This is a genomic window from Lacticaseibacillus camelliae DSM 22697 = JCM 13995, assembly GCF_001436615.1.
Taxonomy (GTDB): Bacteria; Bacillota; Bacilli; order Lactobacillales; family Lactobacillaceae; genus Lacticaseibacillus; species Lacticaseibacillus camelliae.
On record NZ_AYZJ01000028.1, the window covers coordinates 77,984 to 100,104 of the forward strand.

At 56.5% G+C, this 22,121-nt stretch carries 21 protein-coding genes; 4 read left to right on the forward strand and 17 right to left on the reverse strand.

Going from position 1 to position 22,121, the window contains the following annotated elements; translation table 11 throughout:
* The first annotated feature begins 176 nt into the window (after positions 1–176).
* Positions 177–1,007 (forward strand): alpha/beta hydrolase, encoded by an 831-nt coding sequence (locus FC75_RS05725; RefSeq protein WP_056989367.1) that lies wholly within the window; start codon positions 177–179, stop codon positions 1,005–1,007.
* A gap of 76 nt (positions 1,008–1,083) precedes the next feature.
* On the opposite strand, the gene FC75_RS05730 is transcribed toward FC75_RS05725, so the two are convergent.
* The 8 genes from FC75_RS05730 to efp form a co-directional block, all read right to left on the reverse strand.
* The gene (locus tag FC75_RS05730) at positions 1,084–3,204 is read right to left on the reverse strand and encodes an ATP-dependent Clp protease ATP-binding subunit (protein WP_056989368.1); all 2,121 of its coding nucleotides are present in this window, start codon (positions 3,202–3,204) and stop codon (positions 1,084–1,086) included.
* 387 nt (positions 3,205–3,591) lie between these two features.
* On the reverse strand, positions 3,592–4,401 hold the full coding sequence (locus tag FC75_RS05735) for an ABC transporter ATP-binding protein (RefSeq protein WP_054665982.1): 810 nt from the start codon (positions 4,399–4,401) through the stop codon (positions 3,592–3,594).
* Entirely contained in the window at positions 4,401–5,300 is a 900-nt protein-coding gene (locus tag FC75_RS05740) for an ABC transporter permease (protein WP_056989369.1), read from the reverse strand. The genes FC75_RS05735 and FC75_RS05740 overlap by 1 nt, the downstream gene beginning before the upstream one ends.
* Before the next feature lie 27 nt (positions 5,301–5,327).
* The gene (locus tag FC75_RS05745) at positions 5,328–6,290 is read right to left on the reverse strand and encodes an ABC transporter substrate-binding protein (RefSeq protein ID WP_056989370.1); all 963 of its coding nucleotides are present in this window, start codon (positions 6,288–6,290) and stop codon (positions 5,328–5,330) included.
* Positions 6,291–6,713: 423 nt separating this feature from the next.
* Positions 6,714–7,694: an ABC transporter substrate-binding protein gene (locus FC75_RS05750; RefSeq protein WP_056989395.1), complete on the reverse strand. Its 981-nt coding sequence runs from the start codon at positions 7,692–7,694 to the stop codon at positions 6,714–6,716.
* Positions 7,695–8,117: 423 nt separating this feature from the next.
* On the reverse strand, positions 8,118–8,768 hold the full coding sequence (locus FC75_RS05755) for a histidine phosphatase family protein (protein ID WP_056989371.1): 651 nt from the start codon (positions 8,766–8,768) through the stop codon (positions 8,118–8,120).
* A gap of 59 nt (positions 8,769–8,827) precedes the next feature.
* The gene (locus tag FC75_RS12460; RefSeq protein ID WP_082623116.1) at positions 8,828–10,159 is read right to left on the reverse strand and encodes a polysaccharide deacetylase family protein; all 1,332 of its coding nucleotides are present in this window, start codon (positions 10,157–10,159) and stop codon (positions 8,828–8,830) included.
* 200 nt (positions 10,160–10,359) lie between these two features.
* The gene (gene efp, locus FC75_RS05765; protein WP_056989372.1) at positions 10,360–10,917 is read right to left on the reverse strand and encodes an elongation factor P; all 558 of its coding nucleotides are present in this window, start codon (positions 10,915–10,917) and stop codon (positions 10,360–10,362) included.
* Between the two features lie 238 nt (positions 10,918–11,155).
* Between efp and FC75_RS05770 the strand changes: the two genes are divergently transcribed.
* Entirely contained in the window at positions 11,156–11,857 is a 702-nt protein-coding gene (locus tag FC75_RS05770) for a DUF805 domain-containing protein (RefSeq protein WP_054662214.1), read from the forward strand.
* A gap of 63 nt (positions 11,858–11,920) precedes the next feature.
* Here FC75_RS05770 and FC75_RS05775 read toward each other — a convergent pair whose 3' ends face one another.
* Both FC75_RS05775 and FC75_RS05780 read right to left on the reverse strand, forming a co-directional pair.
* Positions 11,921–12,325: a flavodoxin family protein gene (locus FC75_RS05775; RefSeq protein ID WP_054662211.1), complete on the reverse strand. Its 405-nt coding sequence runs from the start codon at positions 12,323–12,325 to the stop codon at positions 11,921–11,923.
* A gap of 341 nt (positions 12,326–12,666) precedes the next feature.
* Entirely contained in the window at positions 12,667–13,359 is a 693-nt protein-coding gene (locus FC75_RS05780) for a 2,3-diphosphoglycerate-dependent phosphoglycerate mutase (protein ID WP_054662209.1), read from the reverse strand.
* A 151-nt stretch (positions 13,360–13,510) separates the two neighbouring features.
* Here FC75_RS05780 and FC75_RS05785 point away from each other — a divergent pair, with 151 nt between their 5' ends.
* Positions 13,511–13,720: a hypothetical protein gene (locus FC75_RS05785; protein ID WP_054662206.1), complete on the forward strand. Its 210-nt coding sequence runs from the start codon at positions 13,511–13,513 to the stop codon at positions 13,718–13,720.
* 30 nt (positions 13,721–13,750) lie between these two features.
* Here the strand turns inward: FC75_RS05785 and FC75_RS05790 are convergent, their stop codons facing one another.
* Entirely contained in the window at positions 13,751–14,800 is a 1,050-nt protein-coding gene (locus FC75_RS05790; protein ID WP_056989373.1) for an AI-2E family transporter, read from the reverse strand.
* A 77-nt stretch (positions 14,801–14,877) separates the two neighbouring features.
* Positions 14,878–15,591 (reverse strand): class A sortase, encoded by a 714-nt coding sequence (locus FC75_RS05795; protein WP_054662200.1) that lies wholly within the window; start codon positions 15,589–15,591, stop codon positions 14,878–14,880.
* Between the two features lie 161 nt (positions 15,592–15,752).
* On the opposite strand from FC75_RS05795, the gene FC75_RS05800 reads away from it, so the two are divergent.
* Positions 15,753–17,138, forward strand: a complete 1,386-nt coding sequence (locus FC75_RS05800) for an MFS transporter (protein WP_056989374.1) — start codon at positions 15,753–15,755, stop codon at positions 17,136–17,138.
* A gap of 55 nt (positions 17,139–17,193) precedes the next feature.
* On the opposite strand, the gene sfsA is transcribed toward FC75_RS05800, so the two are convergent.
* The 5 genes from sfsA to FC75_RS05825 form a co-directional block, all read right to left on the reverse strand.
* The gene (sfsA, locus tag FC75_RS05805) at positions 17,194–17,919 is read right to left on the reverse strand and encodes a DNA/RNA nuclease SfsA (protein ID WP_056989397.1); all 726 of its coding nucleotides are present in this window, start codon (positions 17,917–17,919) and stop codon (positions 17,194–17,196) included.
* Positions 17,920–18,014: 95 nt separating this feature from the next.
* Positions 18,015–18,476: a universal stress protein gene (locus FC75_RS05810; RefSeq protein ID WP_054662194.1), complete on the reverse strand. Its 462-nt coding sequence runs from the start codon at positions 18,474–18,476 to the stop codon at positions 18,015–18,017.
* Positions 18,477–18,614: 138 nt separating this feature from the next.
* The gene (locus FC75_RS05815; RefSeq protein ID WP_082397678.1) at positions 18,615–19,448 is read right to left on the reverse strand and encodes a DUF2785 domain-containing protein; all 834 of its coding nucleotides are present in this window, start codon (positions 19,446–19,448) and stop codon (positions 18,615–18,617) included.
* A 563-nt stretch (positions 19,449–20,011) separates the two neighbouring features.
* Complete coding sequence (locus FC75_RS05820; protein WP_056989375.1) at positions 20,012–21,103, reverse strand: metallophosphoesterase family protein; 1,092 nt, start codon at positions 21,101–21,103, stop codon at positions 20,012–20,014.
* A 42-nt stretch (positions 21,104–21,145) separates the two neighbouring features.
* Complete coding sequence (locus FC75_RS05825) at positions 21,146–22,060, reverse strand: 1,4-dihydroxy-2-naphthoate polyprenyltransferase (RefSeq protein ID WP_056989376.1); 915 nt, start codon at positions 22,058–22,060, stop codon at positions 21,146–21,148.
* Positions 22,061–22,121 lie beyond the last annotated feature (61 nt).

Sequence of the window (22,121 nt, forward strand, 5' to 3'; positions counted from 1 at the left end):
GCTTCGAATCGAGATGCAGGGGCGTTTGCGTGTCTGGGCGTTGCTTTGTGGAACGCGACTAGGCTAATTTTGTCTAAGCCTGTTTAACACATTTTTCAACTTTACTAAGGTGCGCCAACGACTATTGCTTCACGCAGAGAATATCCGTAAGGTAAAGGCAACAGGGGGCGACAGACATGCGAAAACGGCTGATGATCCTTATGCTGGTCGTGATCACGGCGCTGGGACTCGGGCTGGCACCCGGGCACACACTACACGCCGCCACGGTGCGTCATGTCCCCACCCTGTACCTGCATGGCCATCGCGCGGGCCCCAACGCGATGAATGCGCTGATGCAGACTGCGGAGCGCGAGGACCACGCCACCAGTGTGCTGACCGCCACCGTCAACAACACCGGTCAGGTCACGTTCACCGGCAATTGGCCGGCGACCAGCCACCGGCCGCTGGTCAAGGTGGTCTTCCTGAACAATCGCACGCTACGCTACAATCGCATCTCGGATTGGCTGCGCGACGTCCTGATGGCACTGCAAAAGCAGTACGGCATCACTCGGTATAACGTTGTCGCCCACTCGTTGGGCAACGCCGCCGTCCTGTTTTACGAGCTGCGATACGGCCAATACCAGCAGCTGCCGCAGCTGCAAAAATACGTCGCCATCGCCGGCAACTTCGACGGCATCCCCGGCGTCCACCGGCCGCGGCGCAAGCACCGCTTAGGGCCTGGCGGCAAGCCGCCGTGGGTCGCGCCGGACTATAAGCGGGCCTTGGGACTCCGGCGCCATTTTCCCAAGCACCAGGTCTCAGTCCTCAACATATACGGCGACCTTGGCGATGGTCGGCACTGGGACGGCAAAATCAACAACGTCTCATCGCGTTCGCTCCGGTATCTGCTTGGGCCTCGGCTAAAAAGCTACCAAGCGCTGGAATTCTCCGGCCCACTGGCCCAGCACCGCCTGCTGCGGACCAATCCGGCAGTAATCTCCGCAGTCGACCACTTCCTCTGGCCATAAAAAATGGGCATCACCGCATTGCATTGTGGTGATGTCCATTTTTGCATGACTGTTTGGCAAACCTAACTTTAAACGCTTAGGCCACTGGCTGGGCGTCCTTGACCGCGCTGATGGCGATGGTCCCGTCAACCACGTCAGCCTGCAGGTGCTTTTCGGCTTGGTGATCCAGGTAATAATCCGTGACCTTATCGCGAATTTGCCGCTCAATGACCCGGCGCAGTGGGCGTGCGCCCATCGCCTCGTCATAGCCCTGCGCGATCAGCCAGGTCTTCGCCTGCGGGGTGACCGTCAGCGTCAGGCTTTTCTTCGCCAGCGTCTTGTCGACATCAGACAGCATCAGGTCGACGATCTTGCCCAGGTCATCCTTAGTCAGGTGGCTGAACTCGACGATTCCGTTGAAGCGGTTCAGGAACTCAGGCCGGAAGTATGGCGCCAGCCGCTGCATCAGCGGCTCATCCTTGGCCTTTTCACCGGTCAGGGCCTCTTCACCAAAACCGGCGTTGGAGGTCGCAATGATCACCGTGTTCTTGAAGTCGACCACGTTGCCTTGGCCGTCTGTCAGCCGGCCATCGTCCATAACCTGGAGCAGCAGCGTCAAGACTTGCGGGTCGGCCTTTTCGATTTCATCCAGCAGGACGATTGCGTAAGGGTTGCGCCGAACCTGCTCGGTCAGCGTATTGCCGTTGTCCTCGTAGCCGACGTAACCGGCGCTGGTGCCGATCAGCTTGGAGACGGCGGTGCGGTCGCTGTACTCGGACATATCAAGGCGAATGATCGCGTCCTTGCTGCCAAACAGGTCAAGCGCCAGCTGTTTAGCCAGTTCGGTCTTGCCGACCCCGGTGGGGCCGACAAACAGGAAGGAACCAATCGGCCGGTTGCCTTCGTCAAACCCGGCCCGGTTGCGCCGAATCGCCCGCGCGACCATGTCCACGGCCTCGTCTTGGCCGATGACTTTGCCCTTCAGACGCTTGCCAATGTTCTTCAAGCGTTCAATGTCGTTGGCGCCCATTTGCGCGACCGGAATGCCGGTCAGGCGCTCAACGGACTGCGCGACGTCGTCCGGCGTGGCCACCACAGGCTCGGCCTGGGCACTGGCGCTATTCTTCTGCTTCTCAAGCGCTTCAAGCTCCGTCTTAAGCTTGGCCGCCTTTTCGAAGTCCTCGGCCTTCGCCGCCTCGTCCTTTTCCTTCGTCTTCTGATCGATCTGCTTTTCCAGGGTGACTTTATCCACCACTGGGTGCTTAGCCGCCAGGTGCGCGGCCGTCATGTCGATCAGGTCAATGGCCTTGTCAGGCAGTGACCGCTGCGGAATGTACTGCATCGAGTAGTCGACCGCGGCCTTCAGCACATCATCAGGCAGTTTGACGTTGTGATGCTTTTCGTAAAGGCCCTTGACCCCCTTCAAAATTTCAACCGTCGTTGCCGGACTCGGTTCGTTGATTGTCACTTCATTGAACCGCCGCGCCAGGGCGGCATCCTTCATGATGGTGTTGCGATACTCATCCTGCGTCGTTGCGCCGATCACCGTGATCTCACCACGGGACAGCGCCGGCTTGATAATATCCGCCAGGCCCTTACTGCCGTCTTCACCGCCGGTCGAGCCGGCGCCCAAGATTTGGTGGATCTCATCGAAGAACAGAATCACGTTGCCAGCCTTCTTGGTTTCCTTGATCAGATCCTCGATGTTTTGTTCAAAACTGCCCCGGTACTGAGTGCCAGCCTCCAAACTGGACAAGTCGATGGAAATAATCTGCTTGTCCTTGATGGCTTCGGGCACGTTACCTTTGACGATCGCCTGGGCGAGCCCTTCAACTACCGCCGTCTTGCCAACGCCGGCATCCCCTACCAGGATTGGGTTGTTCTTGGTCCGCCGACTCAAAATTTCCGCGGTTTCCTGAATTTCTTTGTCGCGGCCGATGACTGGATCCAGCGTTCCGGCCGCAGCTTCCTTGGTCAGATTGCGGCCGAGCTTTTCCAGGATTCCTTTCTTTTGCGGCTTGCCTTCTTGAACCGGGATCTCCTGCGCGTTTTGCGCTGGCATGCGGCCACTTTGTTGCAGCTGCGCCACCTCTTCAGGCGTCAGCTCATGACCGTTGACCACGTAGCGGCGCTGACCGTTTGCGCCCATTTGATGCAGGACCTGATTCAGAAAATCATCCATACCATCATTGAAGAATGGATCATTAAATTGTGCCATAAAAACTCCTCCTTTGGCCCTGCGTTTGGCAACGCGGGACAGGTTCATTCGTCTAGTCAGTTGTTCACAAGTTGGCGGGTGCAGTGAGCAGGTGCCGGTTCGGCCACAAGGAAGCGCTCGCCTACGCCCTCCCTTCGCTCACACCCCGAGCAAAGCGGCAAGCTAGGATGATCATCCCCCTAATAACGCCAAACCTGCGTCCTTGCAAAAAAGACACCGCCGCGGGGCGATGTCTGAGGTTATATATAGTCAGTCGCACCGCTTCGCACGCCTTCTTGTTTACATAATATATAGTACCACGAAATTAGCACTCTTACAACATGAGCGCTAATATTTCTGCAAAAAAAGATTGCCACCAGTGGGCAATCTTTTTTGAGGCGGAAATGATCAACTAAGGAGAACAGCATCATCATTCATTTCCTCGCCGCTTTGTTCCTTAAACAGCGCAAGCAGGTCGGGAATCGTCAGCCCGCGCTTCTTTTCTGCCGGCAGGTCGACCACAATCCGGCCGTGGTCCAGCATGATCAGACGCGTGCCGTACTTCAAGGCGTCCTGCATGTTGTGCGTGATCATCAGCGTGGTGATGTGCTGCGCCGAAACGATCTGCTGCGTCAGATCCATGACGGTCGCGGAAGTGGCTGGGTCCAGCGCCGCGGTGTGCTCGTCAAGCAGCAGCAGCTCCGGCAGGTTAATCGTGGCCATCAGCAGCGTGATGGCCTGGCGCTGGCCGCCGGAAAGCAGGCCAATGTCGGTGTCCAGCCGATCCTCCAGTCCCAGGTTGAGGCTGGCGAGTTTTTCTTTCATTAGCGCCAAATCATCGCGCTTCACGCCGCGGCGCCAGAAGTTGCGCCAGGAACCGCGTTTCAACGCCAAGGCCAGGTTTTCCTTGACGGTGAGCAGCGGTGCGGTCCCTGAGCGGGGATCCTGAAAGACCCGCGAGATCAGGTTGGCCCGCTTGGCCACGGACTGGTAGGTCACGTCCTTGCCCGCAATTTTAATTTGGCCTTGCGTCACCTGAAGCGAGCCTGCCACGCTGTTGAGCAGCGTGGACTTGCCCGCCCCATTGCCGCCAATGATAGTGACGAATTCGCCGGGCTGCAGCGTCAACTCAACGTCTTTCAGGGCGTGGTTCTCGTTCGGAGTTCCTTTTTCGAACCACTGATTCAACTTGTGTACTTCCAAGGCTGGCGTTGTCATCAGTTATTCATCTCCCGTTTATTCGCAGCACGCTCGCGTGCCTTCTTGACTTCTTTTTCGACCAGCGGCAGCGCCAGGAAGACCACCAGCATCAGCGCGTAGAACAGGCGCAGGTAGTTGGGATCGACCCCGAGCTGCAGGACGCCAGCGATAATCAGGCGATAAATGATCGCCCCGACGATGATCATCAGCAGGCGCTGGCCGAAGCTGACGTTACGCACCAGAATTTCGGCGATGATAATGGCCGACAGCGCGATGACCAGGGTGCCGATTCCCATTGACACATCGGCATATCCGTTGGTCTGTGCCATCAGCGAACCCGACAAGGCAATCAGGCCGTTGGAGATCATGTAGACGATGATCTTCATGTTGTCGTTATTGATCCCATTGGCCGCCGCCATCGCCTGATTGTTCCCCACGGCGCGCGCTGCCAGGCCCATTTCAGTATTGAAAAACAGCACTAGCAGGCCAATCACAATCAGCAGGATGATCAGTCCGATGACGATGGTGGTCATCGTGGCGTCCCCAATATTAACCATCGTAAAGACCGTTTTGATGTCGGCCAAAAGCGACACGTTGGCCGCCTTCATGATGAACAGGTTCACCGAATACAGTCCCGTCATCGTTAAAATCCCGGTGAGCAGGTCAGGAATTTTCAGTTTGGTGTGCAGCAGACCAGAAACCAGGCCCGCCAGCGCCCCGCCGCAAAAACCCAGCAGCGTCGCCGGAATCGGACCGACGCCGGAAACCAGCGTGTGCGCCGTGATCGCCGCACCCAAGGGAAAACTCCCTTCAGCGGTCATGTCGGCGATATCCAAGATGCGGAACGTCAGGTAAACGCCGATCGCCATGATTGCCCATAAAAAACCGGTCGATATATTCGATGTCAGGATGTCCATGTTAACCTCCAAAAACTGAGTGACAGATTACTTTTCGACGTCCGCGTCGGTCAGCCCGAACGCCTTCATCATTTTCTCGTTCTTGACCACAGTGGTCTTGGCCGGCTTTTCCACCGGCAGATCGGCCACTTTCTTCCCCTTCAGGATCTTGATTGCCATGCGCGCGGTTTGCTTGCCAAGTTCCTTGTACGAAATGCCCTTGGTGGCGACCCCACCGTCCTCAACCATGGTGGATGCCGCGCAGACGACTGGAACATGCTTGCTCAGCGAGAGCTTGCCGACCGTCGGCATCGCGGCCGCAACCGTGTTGTCGGTGACCAGGTACATCGCATCAGACTTACCCGCCAGCGTTTCGGTCGCAGATTGCACATCGTTGGTCGAGGCCACCGTCGCCTTGGCCACCTTCAGCCCCAACTGCTTGGCCGCCTTGGTCGCTGTTTTGATCTGAACAACGGAGTTCTGCTCGGCGGCATTGTACAACAGGCCCACCGTTTTGGTCTTGGGGAACAATTGCTTGAGATACTCGAGCTGGCCCTTGATGTCGGTCATGTCGGTGACCCCGGTGGCGTTGGCTTCCGGATGATTGGGATTGGCAACCAGACCGGCGGCTTTGGGATCAGTGACGGCCGTGAAGACCATCGGCGTGTCCTTGTCGGCTTTCATCAGGGCCTGCGCGGCCGGCGTCGCAATCGCCAAGTTGACGTCATTCTTGTCCTGCTTGAGGCGCTGGCTCATGCTCTGCAGGTTGCTTTGATCGCCTTGCGCGTTCACGTAATCGATTTTGATCTTGTCGCTCTTGTAACCTTCCTTGGCCAGTTCCTGCTCAAAGCCTTGACGCGCATCATCCAGCGCGGTTTGGTTGATCAGTTGCAAAATCCCGATCTTGACCGTTTTCTTGCCGGTACTGGCTTTGGCACTGCTGCTGCACCCGGCCAAGGCCAAAACGGCGACGGCGGCTAACCCTAATGCGATGTGTTTCAACTTCATCATGAATTCCTCCTAGAATGTGGTGCCGGATCCGGATGAGCCGCGGCAAGCGCACTGTTCGCGAAACAGAAAACGCCAGCCACTCGGTTTCATTCCAGTGGCTGGCGTCTGTTTTTGTCCTAGGAAAAACAAAAGCCACATGGAATGAAGTTGCTCCATGTGGCGGTAAATTGCACGTTTAAAGGTGCCGGCCATCATGGATGTAAGCCCGCGGCTTGCATCCATGATGCAAACCGCTATCCGAAAAAGCCGGCGAAAAAGTTGCGATTAAGCTGTGTTGAGATGACTTGGTTCATAATCAACACGTCCTTTACTGGCAAAGATTAACCTTTGCTATGTAAATGAGAATACACTCATCACACTAACTCGTCAAGGACCTTTTGGGAATTAATCACAAGCTTTGCTCCGGCTCACCACGTAGAAAGGTTATTCGACGGCCTTCGCCGCCTTTTCCGCCTGCGCCTTGGTGACACCGAACTGTGCCATGCGCTTGCTGTTGGTGACCAGGGTTGCCTTGGCTGGCGCCTGAACGGCAAGACTAGAAACTTTCTTGCCCTTGATGATCTTCACTGCCAGCTTAGCGGTCTGCTTGCCCAGGTCTTCGTAATTGATCCCGACCGTTGCGACCCCGGCCAGCTTGACCATGGTGGCATCAGCGGTGACGACTGGCACCTTTTTAGCGGCAGACACCTTACCGATGGTCGGCATTGCGGCGGCAGCCGTGTTGTCTGTTGGAATGTAGATGGCATCAGCCTGTCCGGCCAGCGTTTCGGCCGCCTGCTGAACGTCGTTGGTGGTGGCCGCGGTTTTGACGACGGCCTTCAGACCAAGCTTAGCGATTTCCTGGCGCGCAATTTTGATCTGAACGACAGAGTTTTCCTCGGCCGCGTTGTACAGCAGGCCGATTGTCTTGGCCTTTGGAAACAGCTGGTGAGTGAAGTCGATCTGGCCCTTCACGTCGACCATGTCGGTGACCCCGGTGGCATTCTTGTCGGGCTTCTTCGGGTCGCCGGTCAGGCCTGCGGACTTCGGATCGGTGACGGCGGTGAAGACCATCGGCGTCTGGTTATCGGCCTTCAGCAGCGCCTGGGCGGCCGGAGTGGCGATGGCCAAGTTAACAGTGTTCTTGTCACTCTTCAGGCGGGCGGACATGGAGCTCAGGTTGCCCTGATCGCCTTGCGCGTTGAGGTTATCAAACTTGACCTTGCTGCCCTTGAAGCCTTCCTTGGCCAGCTGTTCCTTGAACCCCTTATTGGCCGCGTTCAAGGCCTGCTGATCGATCAGCTGTAAGATTCCGACCTTAACGGTTTTATTTGCGCTGCTGGCGCTGGCGCTATTCCCGCAGGCGGCAAGCGCCCCGACCATCCCGACTGCTGCTAACGATAACAAGACTTTGTTCATTTTCATCATAATTTTCCTCCAGAATTTATTGCGCTCACTCGTTTGCCGCGAAACAGAAAAGCCGGCCGCAGGATTTCTCCTGTGGCCGGCCAGTTTCTTTCCGGAAAGAAAAAGCCACATGGAAGAGATCCTCTCATCCATGTGGCCGCTTAAAAATCATGCTTAAACGCTGCGCCTATCATGGATGCAAACCTGCTGCGCGGTCTGCATCCAATTAGCGATGCAGCCGCTATCCGTAATAGCCGTAGTAATACAAGCGATTTAGTTGTGTTGGTTTATTTGTTGTCATGCTCAACACTCCTTCGCACCAGTTGAACTGGTATGACAAGAGAATACAAAAATTAGAAAACAATGTCAAGGCCAAAGTAAAAATTTATTTTTGCCGCGTAGCCGAACTCTGGCGGGACCGACCGTGCTCGGCCCGTGCTGCTAGGGCTGAAGCGGCGTTGTGCCAACCGGCTGACGGTCCCGATAAACCTGAGAAAAAGTTTTGCCATTCCGTGTCATCAGCTTCGTCACCGTCGTGTTCTTCAGCATTGGCGCCTCGCGCAACCGTGCCAGGGGCAACCCCAGCAGCACCGTGGTCAGGATCTGAAACAGCAGGCCGTGCCCCACCACCAAAATCTTTCCCGTGGGGTGTGCCAGCGCAGCCGTTTCAAACACCGGCACCGCGCGCCGAGCGACTGCTTCATAAGGTTCGACACCAAATTTGGCCGCGCAGTCCGCATCAAACTCCAGCGGCCGGTGGAAGTAAAGGTCAAGGGCCTCAGGGGCCGCCACCTTCTGGATGGTTTGGCCATCCCACTGACCCAAGCGCATTTCATGCAGCCCCCATGCCGCTTGCAGTGGGGTCTGACGGCGAAAGCGATTCGCGGCCAAGATCAACTTGGCCGTGGTCAACGCCCGCGGCAGCGGCGAACTGAGTGCTTGCGTGAAGCGAACTTGCGCCAAGGCCGCGCCGACCGCCTCAGCCCCGGCCACGCCCTTGGCCGTCAGCGGCGAGTCGACCAGGCCGCCGTTAAAGGCCCCTTTTTGATTGATTTCCGTTTCGCCGTGCCGCACTAAATAAAACTCTGTCATGAGCCGCCTCCGGGGTGATTCTACCAAAAAAGCGTCTGCTCTCGCAAACGCTTCTGGGCCTAACTGATCAACCGCTCGTCGCCCTGACCAAAGTACTGATGGCCCGGCAGCAGCCGCTGACCCAGCAGCTGGCTGACCGTCACGAACTGATAACCCTGGCTTTTCAGCTTCGTGATCACGACCGGCAGCGCCTCAACCTCGGCCGGCTGGATGTCATGCATCAAAACGATGGCCCCTGGCCGCGCCGTCGCCTGGACGCGCGCAATGATTGCAGGTTTGCTCTTTGACCGCCAGTCCTGTGAGTCGACCGACCACTGAATGGCGGGCATCCCCACCAGAGCGGCGTTTGCCTTGGACATCGCCCCGTACGGCGGCCGGATAAACGGTGGCAGCGTCCCGAACGCCTGGTAATAAGTCCAAAGATTCTTGCCGTAAACTTCATCCAGCAGCTGAGGCCGGGCCAGCTTGGGCAGGTATGGGTGATCATAGGTGTGGGTCCCGACTTCGTGGCCTGCTGCCTTCACACTTTTGGCCAGAGCCGGGAATTGGGCAATACCAGTCCCCACCTCGAAAAATGTGGCTTTGACTCGAGCCGCGGCCAGCGTCTTTAAAATGCTGGGCGTCGTCTGCGGGTTAGGCCCATCATCGAAAGTCAGGGCAATCAGCTTCCCGGCAGGCGCGTGGGGCGTCGCGCCCTTCAGGTAAGGAGCAAGTTTCGGGTATGGCACTGTCGCGACCGCCTGGCCGGCTGCCGCGGTGATGGTCAACGCCGCTGCGGTCAGTTTGAAATTGGTTGCGGTCAATGACGCCAGTAGCGGGGCCTGTATCAACTGATTCAGCTGTGCCTCATCTAGCCGGTGCGTTTCAGCCTGGTGCGTTTGTGCCGCGTAGTTGACCGCCCGTCGTGCATTGTCATCAGCGACTAAATCCCCAATGCGCGCCAGCGTCCCCTGAGCGGTAGTCGTCAGCTCCCGAGTCAGTTGCCGCTGCTGGACACGCTTGCCCTGTGCGTACAGGCTTTCAATATCTGCGTTCCACGTCACCAACCCCAGCGGTGCAGGCTGCGATTGAGCCGTCACGATTACAGTCTTGTTTCGCGCCTTTTTCGGCAGCTGCGAAAGCACCGCCGCAGCAGCCTGTTTAAGCGCTGGGGCCACTGTTTTTTGCCTATCAGGGAGCACAAATCGCGCACGCCCCTCAGGCAGCGTCACTTTGATCGACTTGCCTACGTGATGTCTGAGCAGCGAGGCTTCTTCCCGGCTCAGCGAATCGGGCTGCACCGCCGGGTGATTCACCCTGGTGGCCGTCCACAACCCAAGTCCGACCAAAAGCGCCCCCACGCCGCCTAACGCTAGGCCCCATCTGATGTTGCGGCGTCGTCTCCTTCTCATTATCCTCCGCCCTTCCCTGTTACCTTTTCAGTATAAGGGGAAAGGAGGTGATTTGACCTAACAATGCTGTTAGAAGTAGACCAATTACTCTCAGCGGGTTCTCATAAGTAGGTTGTGCCTGTCAAGATTGTGTGCGTTTTTTCCATTAAACGCCTTCAGAAGGGACAAAAAAAGCGCCGCCGCAGCGGTGCTTCGGTAACCTATGCACGCTTCTCGTAGTTCCCAGTCTGGGTGCTGACAACGATTGTTTCGCCCGCCTGAACAAAGTCGGGGACGTTCACGACCAATCCAGTTTCCATCGTAGCCGGCTTGCCGCCGTTGGTCACTGACCCACCCTTAAGCGACGGCTGGGTCTCAACCACCTTCAAGTTTACCGTGCTTGGCAGGGTAACCCCAATGACCTCGGTGCCGTAGAACTCGATAGCGACCTTCATGTTTTCTAGCAGGTACTTGCGCTCCGATTCCAAGCTAGCCGTCGGGATCTCATACTGCTCGTACGTTTCCAGGTCCATGAAAATCGCGGTGTCATCCTGCGTGTACAGGTACTGAGCCGGCTTGGTGATCAGCTCGGCCAGCTCGATTTTTTCCGTCGGGCGGTAGGTCGTTTGGACCGTGGAGCCGGACCGTACGTCGTAGAGTTTCAGCTGCATTAAGGTGTTACCCTTGCCCGGCTTGTGGTGATTGCTTTCCAAAACCTTGATCAGCTTGCCGTCCTTCACGAACGTCATGCCGGCACGTAAATCGATTGCTTGCGTCATTATTTATCTCTCCTTAAAAGCTAAGCTGCGTCCGACTGGCCTTGCGCCATGGGGGCGGCAGCACGCGCCACTTTAAAATGTCCATGCAACAGCCTCCAATCAGCGGTGCATCAGCGCACCATCCGTTCCAGTATACCATTTATAACGGCGCAAAACTAACCACCTCTAGGCGGAAGCGATTGCGTGCACCACGGCGTTATGCTACGATTCAGTAAAATTGGGTAAGGAGTGAGAAAAAATGGCAATCAAGTCTAGTGCACAGGAGCAGGCCGCCGCGAACAACAAGTACTACCGCGCCACGGGCTTTTCAACAATTAAGGCATTTTTCGGTAACTACTTCAACTTTACGGGACGCTCCAGTCGCAGTGAGTACTGGTGGGTCATTCTGTTTGGTGCCATCCTAAGCATTGTCGCCATGATTGGCTTTATCGTTGCGGTGGTTGGCTCTGCGATTGGCCTCGACCCGGACACCATGAGCCCGGCCAAAATCTTTGGCCACATGGGAATCGGCCTTGTGATTTTTCTACTGTTGGTCATTCTTGTAGCACTGGTGCTACTGGTCCCATCCTTGGCCCTGCTCATTCGGCGCTACCGCGATGCGGGGATTCCATGGTGGATCTACCTGGTCCAACTGTTAATAAACGCCTCCACTAACTTCATGCCGAAGGACTCGACAGTCGCCAGCCTCCTGTCCTGGGCCGTCTCCCTGTCGATCCTGATTCTCACCTTACTGCCGTCCAAACCATTACCAAATTTGCCTGCTGATGACACCGGTACCCGTTCCGACTTAGATTCGCGGATCGATCCTAACGTCTTTGCAGCGCCGACTACCAGTGTTGCACCACAAGCACCCAAGGCACCTGAGACTCCGAAAGGCTCTCAGGCCAGCGAGGCACCGGAAAAACACGACGACCCGGATCATCCTTACACAGAAGGGTAATGACAAATAGGCGATGGGACTTTTGCCCCACCGCCTGAACCGAGATTCAAATTTAATCCATGCTCATTTCAAGGATTGCTGCGCAAAGGCGGCAATCTTTTCTTTTTCGTCATCACTGAGCGCCTTTTTGCTTGGCATCATGCCGTGCAGGAACAACCGGTGCTGCGAAACGTTGAGGTGCTGGGCCTTCAGCTCTTTTTCCAGCCCGTGGCCGATCGACATCACGCCGCCTGAGGTCCCGAACATGGTGACCGTGCCGACTTGCGCCGGGTCCAGCTTGGCGACAAACGCCTTCAACTCCTTGTCGATGCTGCCCATGTGAATGGCGCCACCTAAGAAAAGCTGATCAACGTGCTCCGGCAAAGGCGTGTCAACGGTTTGCGCCTCGACGTTCAGGTGCTGAGCCAGTTCATCAGCGACCTTTTGCGTGTTCCCGGTCTTAGAAAAATACCTTACTGCAATACTCATCTTTCTGCCTCCATGATCATGTGATTTTTTAATCTGTTGCCTGGCGCTCCCCGTTGACCCGGCCAATCATTTTTGTGCCACTGCTGGATGACCGCTCCTAAACTCATCATAGCACCACGGTTTCACCTGCGTTTCTTTGCACCCCTGAACGCGGCAGCTGCGACATCAGCCTGATCGTCCCAGGTCCAAGGACAATTGATGTTTGCGCTTACACATTGCTAGCACTTTTATTATAGGCCATTTAACCGGCAGCGGCGCATTTCAGTCACGGGTTACCGGCTCGCCTTGCTCAACACAAAAAGCCGCCTGCATAAGCAGACGGCTGATGGTGTAGACTGAAATTACTTGCTGAGCTTAACCTTGTCGGTAACTTCCAGCTTGTCGTTGAATGTGTAAACAACAGGTTCGCCAGTGGTCATTTCCAGGTTGATGATGTCTTCATCGGAAATGTTTTCGATGTACTTGGTCAAGGCGCGCAGTGAGTTGCCATGGGCAGCGATGATGACGTTCTTACCGTCAAGCAGGTCTGGCGCAATGTGATCTTCCCAGAATGGGATAACCCGTTCCAGCGTGACCTTGAGGTTCTCGCCGCCAGGAATGATGCGTGGGTCGAGGTTCGCGTAACGACGGTCCTTAGCAGCAGAGCCTTCGTCGTCAGCGCTCAAAAGCGGTGGCAAAGTGTCGTACGAACGACGCCAGATGTGAACCTGCTCATCGCCCCACTTCTTGGCTGCTTCGGCCTTGTTTTGGCCCTGCAAAGCGCCGTAGTGACGTTCGTTCAGGCGCCAGGTCTTGGTTTCTGGGATCCAGAGCTGGTCGGATTCTTCCAGTGCGTAGTGCAAAGTCTTGATCGCACGAGTCAAAACGGAAGTGTACGCCTGATCGAATTCAAGGCCGGCCTTCTTGATGCGACGACCTGCTTCCTTCGCTTCTTCAGTTCCTTTTTCGGACAGGTCAACATCGACCCAGCCGGTAAACTGGTTGGACAGGTTCCATTCACTTTGACCGTGACGGATAAGCACTAATTTTGCCATCGAGAGATTACCTCACTTTTTAATTTTGCTGCATTCACAGCTGTTTTCGACACTTAATGATACACCATTTGCAGAAAAAGCGCGACGCCTTTTACCCGCCGTGGCATCCTCAAGGCCAGATTTCTGGTAAACTCTAAGCGGAGGCGAATTTATGCGTAAATATTGGTGGCTGACCGTGGTCGTGCTGTGGCTGCTCAGCATTGTTTATTTTCTCGTCTACGTCAACAGTCCGGCCCTGCGCACCGCCGTCGATGCCAGCACCGCCTTGTCGATGCTGCACGGCCTGATGGACCTGCTGCTGATTGGCGGCGGCATTGCCATCATCGCCGGGTTGTTGCATAAAATTTTTCATCGCAAGTAAAAAACCAGCCCGTTGCGGCTGGTTGATGGCTCATTTAGTCGGCGCGGCCTTAGCGGGTGGCGTTTTTTTCGTGTCTGGCAACTTCTTGACGCCCAGCAGATCCAAGATAAACGTGAAGATCGGAATGCCGACGATCAAGCCCCAGGTGCCAAACAACCAATCGCCCGCCATCAGCACGACGAACGTGAAGAATACCGGCAGTTTGGTGCGGCTGCTCATAAATTTCGGGTTCAGCACGTAAGTTTCGAGCAGGTGGATGACGATGATCATGATGATAATCGTGAGCACGCCCTGCCACCCACTGACAGTGTAGGCAATGATGGCCAGTGGAACCACCGAGATCAGCGCCCCGGCGACGGGAATCAGGGACAGGAGGAGGACCATGACCGCCAAGCTGGGAATGTTGGGCATTTTCAGGAAAATCAACGTGACCGTCGTGATGGCCGTGTTGACCAGCGCGATGAACAGCTGCGCCTCGATGACGACCCCGAAGGAATCGATAAACTTCTTGGCGAAGTAGGTGACATCCTGGAAGTACCAGCCAAACGTCGAATTCGTGAAATTGCGGCCAAAGCGCATCAGCTCATCGATTTCGATCGAAAAGAAGAAGCTGAGGATCAGGGATAACACCAACGTCACGCCCATTGCAGTCAGGCTCCCGGCGTACTGCAGCAGCGCGGTCACCGACGTCTTGATCTGCTCGTTCAGGTTCATCTGGTTGGCGGCCTGCACGACCCACTGCATGGCCTTGTTATTCGCAAAGGCCTTGCTGTTGTAAAAATCGCTGACGGAGTTGACCAAATGAATCGTCTGCGCCACCACTGCCGGGACGTAGTGAATCACCGCGTACGCCATGCCGGCGATGATCAGCAGGTACAGCGGCACCACTACGACCATGGCGGGCAAGTGCACGCGCCGGCGAATCAATCGGATCAGGCGGGTCACCAGAAACGAGAAAATGAACGTCAGCAAAATGGTGCTCATCACCGAGCGCACCAGCCATAGAACAATCACTAAGCTAAGCAGCACCACCCAGCGCCGCAGTTTCACATTCGCCACAAACCGTTCATACTTGGTCATCAAACCCCTCCCATCAGCCGTTATTATACCCTAGCAAGCACAAAAGCGCCGGCTCAGTTGCCGACGCTTCGCAGCAGTCACTTATCCGCTTTAAAGACTTTGAGGTGCTTCTTGGTCGCCTTCGACACTTTTTTAAGCTCACCGCGCACCATAATGCGGTCGGCACGGCTGGCCGTGCTGACCTCACAGGTGATGAGCGTAATCAGCTTCTGGTTCGGCACAGGATCGACCCAGTGCACCTCGTACTGATCAACGTTTTTCTTCAGGGTCACCTTGTAGCGGTAGACTTTTTTCATGTCGGTCAGGTAAATGTTATCGCCTTTTTTAACGTAACCCAGCGGTGAAAACAGCACGCCCTTGTGCGAGGTGTCATGCCCGGCCAAGGCGTAGTTGCCCTCACCCATTTTCTGGTCTGCGGTCATCGTCGCAGCGCCGACAGACAGGTTGTCATTGGCCAGCCCCTTCATGATTGGCAGGCGCAGCGAAACCTTGGGAATCGCGATCATCCCGATGGCGTTTTTCGTGTTCATCGCGGCGTTGCCAACGGTCCCCAGGTCCAGATCATTGACCTTTGAAAAATCGTACGTGGCCTTCTTCTTATTGTTCTTTTCAACTGACTGCTTGTCGACCGCACTCAAGGTCGAGCGGCTCATCCAGTCAACCACGAACAACTTGATCTGCTCGTTGAACACCAGTGCGAGGCCCAGCAACAGCCCCAGGGTCAAAAAGACGCGCCACGCCCACGTCTTGGCTTTCGAACTTTTCTTCGGCTGCTTTGGCGCTTTTGCCATCCTACTACCTCCCACAGACTGGTTTGAACTGACTCTTGTGCTGATTATAACCCGTAAATTAATTGAGCACAACGAAGCCACTTGCGCTGCAAATTGGAACAGTTATAATTGAACTCGGGATTAAGGGTTGCCTAATAAGTGACCCAAAGCATTTAGAGAGGATGAGTTTTTTGTCGCAATCACAATCGGTTTCAGGCACCAAGCACACCGCGTTTATCGTGACGTTGCTGACCGGCACGTTTTCCATGTCGATCTCACAGTCATCGCTGAGTACCGCCTATCCAGCCTTCATGAAAAGCTTTGGCCTCAGCGCCAGCACCGTCTCCTGGCTGACCACCGGCTTCATGCTGGTGATGAGCCTGATGATTCCAGTCTCGCCATGGCTGCTGAACAACGTTGGGTTTAAGCGGCTGTTTCAAAGCATTGTCGCCCTGTTCGCGGTGGGAACGGTCTTTTGCATCTGGGCCCCAAGCTTCACGGTCCTGATGATCGGGCGGTTAATGGAGGCCTTGGCCGTGGGGATCATTTTTCCCAGTTACCAAACCGTGCTGCTGACGATCACGCCGCGCGAAGCACGCGGGCGGACCATGGGCCTCGCCGGTCTGGTCATGGGTTCGGCCCTAGCGGTCGGTCCCATCATTTCCGGGGTGCTGCTCAGCTTCTTCCCGTGGCAGGCGCTGTTCGCCCTGTTTCTGATCGTTGCGCTGATGGTCTTGGCAGCCTCCACTGTCACGATCACCGATGTGATGCCCAAGGACCTGTCCACGCTGGACTGGCTGTCGGTGATCCTCGCCGCCAGCTTCCCGGCCCTGCTGTACGTACTGTCTGAAGCCACCCACGCCGGCATGAACGCGGCGCTGTGGACCATCCTGATCGTCTCGGTGCTGGCCGCGCTCTGGTTCACCGCCCGCCAGTTGAAGATGAAAAAGCCGCTGCTGGAACTGCGCGTGTTCAAAACCTCGCTGTTCACTAAAGCGGTGCTGATGACGGGCATTTCCTACATTGCGTTGATCGTCACGACCATTGTGATGCCGCTGTACTTCCAGGACGTGCTGAAGGTCTCCCCGCTGATCTCCGGGCTGTCACTAGTCCCTGCCGCGGTCCTGCTTAGCCTGCTGAATCCGCGCGCTGGGTCGCTGCTGGATAAAATTGGGCCGCGGCGCGTGGTCACCATCGGCATGAGCCTGATTGTCATCGGGTTCATCATGCTGGGGCTGCTCGTCGGCCGCATGCCGCTGATTGTCGCAATCATTGGCGCCATGTTCACTGAGGCCGGCAACGCGTTTGTCATGATGCCGGCGGTGACCGCTGGCGCCAATGCGCTGCCCAAATCGCTGATTTCCGACGGCACCGCGGTGACCACCACGATTCGCCAGCTGCTCGGCTCCACCGGCGTTGCCGTGGCCACCATGATCCTGAGTACTGTCCAGGCGGCGACTGGCAGCCAGAATGCCGGCTTCACGGCCACCTTCTTCGTCTTTGCGGCGGTCGGCGTGGTCGGCCTACTGCTGGGGTTGACCATGCTGGAAAACAAGCTGCCTAACTAAAAAATGGCTCGGTACCGCTTCGCTCAAAAGTTTGAGGAAGCGGCGCCGAGCTTTTTTAATCCAGTTTGATTTCTTCAAATGGCAAGTTTTCATCGAACAAGATTGGCTGGTCGAGGGTAATCTCAGCCGGCCCCGTGTGGCAGGTCATGGCGATGAACTGCACGCCGGCGGCCTTGGCTGCTGTGATGGCAGGGGCCAGCTCCGGAAACCGAGCCTTGAAAATCGTCATGCTGGTAATGCCAGGCAGCTGCACCACAAACACAAGAAAGGCGCGGTAGCCGCTTTGGGCCGCATGCGTCAGCGTGTGCACATGCTTCAGACCGCGGACGGTCGGCGCATCGGGGAACGCTGCGCGCGGACCGTTGGCCAAGGTCACGCCTTTGACCTCAACAAACCAGTCCTGACCGCCTGCATCCTGACCCGCAAAATCCAGCCGGCTGTCCAGGTAGGTCGTTTCCGGCCGCACCTGATAAGGTTCGACGCACGCCGGCAGCACTAAGCTGCCGTCATTCAGCGCGGCGTTCACCACGCGGTTCGGGGCCAGACTATCGATGTTGATCCACCGCTGGGCGCGCTGGACGGCCAGAATGTCGTAAGGCGTTTTGCGCGCAGGATTGTCAGCCTTGCGCACGCTGATTGGCGCGCCGGGAAGCAGGAGTTCCTTGTTGCGGCCAGTGTTGCTGAGGTGTGCTGCCACGTGCTCTCCCTTGAGGTCGACCGTGACCGTGAAGCGGCTCACGCGCTTAACGACGCGGCCGATAACGACATTTGAATATTTCACCATGACCTCCGACTAAGTTCGAACTCACAACGCACGAATGGCTAGGTTGCTTCGCACACCTGACAAAAAAGCCGGCAATCACTGCCGGCAGCCGGTTAACGAACAATAATCACCGAGGCATCCGCTTCGCGCGCAATTTCCGCGGCGACATGCCCCAAGCGAGAGCGGCCGCGCCGCTCGTGCGAGCCCAAAACAATCAGGTCTGGCTTGAAGGCCGGCACGATCTCGTCGAGAATGACGGCGGCTGGTTTGCCTTCCCCAATCAGCGGCTGAACGTCTTGCGCGCCGAACGCCTCCGCCTTTTCGACGTAGGTGTTCAGGTGGGCGGCCATTTGGCTGCGCCGGTCCGCTAACAAGTCCGGGGAAAGCGATTGATAAATGTTCAGATCGCCGGTTTCCAGGACCGAGACGATGCCAAGCGGGATATTGTAGATTTTGGCCAGCGTTGCCGCGTAGTTAAACGCCTTGTGTGATGAGTCGTCATCGTCGTCATCAACCGCAAGCAGCAGCCGGTTGTAATGCATTGATTCAACTTCAAAATCCTGTTCAGTTGCCATGTGCACTCCTCCTTGGTTTGACCGCGGCAAGCCGCGGGCTGAAGCTTCCCCTTGATTATACCGCACCAGTCGGCATTAAGGGACTAATCGCTCGCGCCGAAAGCACCGAGCCGATGAGGGAAAAAGTCCGTCAAGCCACTAACTTTCGAGGTAGCCATTTTCGCGGTAGTAATGCCTGAGCAGAGGTAAACAGGCCTGCTGCAGGCTCGGCGCGAGAAAATAAAGTGTCTGAAGCACCCGCTTCCAGGCACTGAGGCGATAACCCGCCGCCCGCTCTGAGTCGGCGCCTTGCCACAGGGCCTGATCCGTGGCCGTCAAGAAATGGGTCAGGGTGGCTTGACTCAAAGTATGGGCCTGCAGTCCCTGCTTCAAGGCATTGGCCAGGCGCTCCTCCTCATCCTCGGCCAAGGGTTGAATGATCCGGTCAAGCACGGCGCGGACCGTGCCCAGCACCACTTCCTGTCGGGCAGACCCAAAAAGCGGATGGGCCAGCGCCGCCGCCAAAAGGTCGCTGCCATGCGCCAGCGCGTGGGCGAAGCCGTGGCCGGCCACATAGCCGCGCCAGTCACGCTCGCGGTAAAGGTACTCCAACGCCCACTGAAACCACAGGCCACGGTCAGTGCGGGTTAAAAAAGGCCTTTGCGCATCCGCCTGCAAGATGCAGGACCCGATTAACGCGGTGAAACTGCGCAGAAAAACGGCATTGTTTTGAGGCGCGTCAATGCCGGAGAAAATCTGTTTAGAGGCAACGATTGCGTCGTTGACCCGTCGTTGTTGCGCGGCTGTAAAACCGCCAGCCAACACGCCACGCGCAATCAGCGTGAAGGTCAGGTCGTCGCGAATGTGCCCGTCCAAATCTCCAACATGCGCAATGAGCCACGCCACGTCGGCCCCTGTGAACGTCAGCGGATCCGCCTCGTTCAATTTTGCTTCCAACGCCTGCTGCATCCAGCTCGCCTTCTTTGGCTCCATGATAACGGACCCGTGCGCCCTCGGCAATCCGAAAAAAGCACAAAAAAATAGGCTTCAAATCGGATCTTGCACTAATCACGATTCGAAGCCCTTTAAGAGTTAAGGTGATCCTCGGTACTGCTAAGTTGCTTACTAGAAACTTGGATACTGCGACACCTCTAATATCTCTTATTCACTTGTACGGTCCGACAACTTGAAGTACTTTGGTGCTGCCAGATAACTTGGCGTTGTGTGTTGTTACTTTATTCAACCGATATGCACCTTTATCTCGTCGCCATTCCGCTTGGATTATTGAGCCTCTTTAACAGACTCACACCTCCATTAAACTGACAACTTTCTGGTTCTATCAGGTAGTTCACTTGGTGGCACAGAATCAACTGTGTCTTGGCTCTAATCATGTGTTGGACAACCGGCACTTTCGAGCAGGTCTTGATGGTGCTAGTGCTTGGATCTCTCCGAGTGACATCCCTTAACTCCATCTATAATATACCATGGTCCGCGAAAAGGTGCAAGCGCTTACGCCGTTATTTTTTGAAGAAAAATTGCGTTCTTTCCAGCGCTCGTCAGTAGCGGAATTGGCGGAGCGGGCTGGCCGCGCCGTAGCCGAATTCCCGCAGCATTCGCGCCTCCTGGTCAATGGAAACAATGTACCCTGCATACTCGCTGGGCGTGTTGATCAGCCGGTTCCACTTGCGGTTGTAATTAGTCGTCAACCCGTGCAGCCGGCCCATCAGCGCCGAGCAGTTCAGCAGGCTGTAATGCAGGCCGTTCACGCGGTAGTCTTCTTCTGTGTGCCAGTGCCCCGCCAGATAGGCAATGATTTTGCCGCTCGTCTGCGAGAAATCGAACCGGGCGCTGCCGCCAAAATCAGGATCAGTGCCGCATTCGACCCGGCCGGTGAGCTTGGCGTTAAAGGCGCGCAACAACTCGTGCAGCGGGCGACCGTTGAACTTCAGCCCCGGCTTGCCGCTGCGCACCATCGCCGGCGCGTGTGCCATGATCAGCACGTCGCGGCGGCCAGCCCCAGCCAGCGCGTCGCTCAGCTCTTGAAGCTGCTCGGCGGTGACGGCCAGGGTCTTCTTTAAATCATAGTTGCGGCGGCCGCCCACCCAGCGCACCGGCACATCCGAGGTGTTCAGGACAATGACGCGCACCGTGCCGGCGTCGAAGAAGGACAGGCCATGGCGGGTCACGGCCGGGCCGCCAACCTGCTGCGTCATCGGGCGAAAGACCGTGTCGTTAAACACCCAAGGGTGAAAACTGCCGGCAAACCGGCGATTTTTTTCGGCGTACTTGTCATTATCGTCATGGTTGCCCTTCGCGATCACAAACGGCAAATCGTCAGCTTTGAAGTCCGCGGCGATGTTGCGCAGCCGCCACATGGTCATAAACGCCGGCTCCGAGCCGTCAACCAGATCCCCCAAGTGAATGCGCCAGCTCACCGGCAGCTCGCCGGCCAGCCAGTGCTGCTCCTGCACGTGCCAGTAGCCGTTGGGCCCATAGTAGGTGCGCGAAAAGGCGGTCCGGTCATGGGTATCCGTGATCACGGCCAGATTCAGCGCCGAGGCCGGCAACTGAGGCCGTACCCACTCGGCAAACTGGGTCAGATCAGCCTTGGCAAAACGGCGAATCGAAATATTCGGCAGCAGTCTCATCTTGTCCTCCTTGCGGCGCCGCGTCGGCGCCACTCATTTTAATCAGAAGTTCACCAGCACGCCCAACCCCATGAACACGACCTGCGCGAGCGTCGTCAGAAATAGACTCTTGATCGCCAGTGGGAACGTTTCGGTTTTCACCGGCCGCTTAGCAAAGGTCCGCACGTTGCGCACCACAATGGGCACGGTCACTAGCGTCAGCAACGTCAGCACCGGCAGAATCCGCATCCACACGGCGATGATCAAAGCCGCGTACCCCACCGTGTAGAGTCCGGCAAAGAAGGTCAGACTACGCTTGCGGCCCAGGTAGTACACGATTGTCCGCCGGTTCAACTGTTTGTCCTCTTCCTCGTCGGCAATGTTGTTCGCGAGCAGTAGCGCGGCGATGGCGCCTTGCGCCAGGCCCGAGGCCAGCAGGACCGGCCAGACAAACGCCCAGTTAAAGGTGACGACCGAAAACACATTCACGTAGACGGCAATCAGGAAGATCACAAATCCCATGGTAAAACCGGAGAAAAGCTCACCGGTCGGGGTGCTTGAGATCGGGCGCGGGCCGCCGGCGTAGCAATAGCCAACTGCGAAGCTAAACAGACCCAGCCATAGCAGCGGCCATCCGGTCCGGGTCACCATCCAGAGTCCCAACGCCCCACTGACTGTCATCATGCCCACGATCAGCCAGCCAATCATACTTGGATTCAGGTGCTCGCGGCCGATGATGTTGGTCTTTTTGCGAAAGGCCTCGGCCTCCTCACGCTGGGCTCGGCGGTAGTCTTGGTAGTTGTCGTTGGCGTCCACGGCCATATTGAACAGAAGCATCGCAATAAAAAACACGATCAGCTCCGGCAGGTGCAGGGTGTGATAATGATACCAAGCGTACAGCGTACCCATCAGAAAAGGAAACACGGACGCGGTTTTTGCTTTGATCTCAACCAGTTCAAAAAACACTTTTGGCTTCAAATTCTTTCCCCCTAATCCTCGGTCTTAGCGTTGACACTGTTAAAGTGGCTGGGGTAGAGTT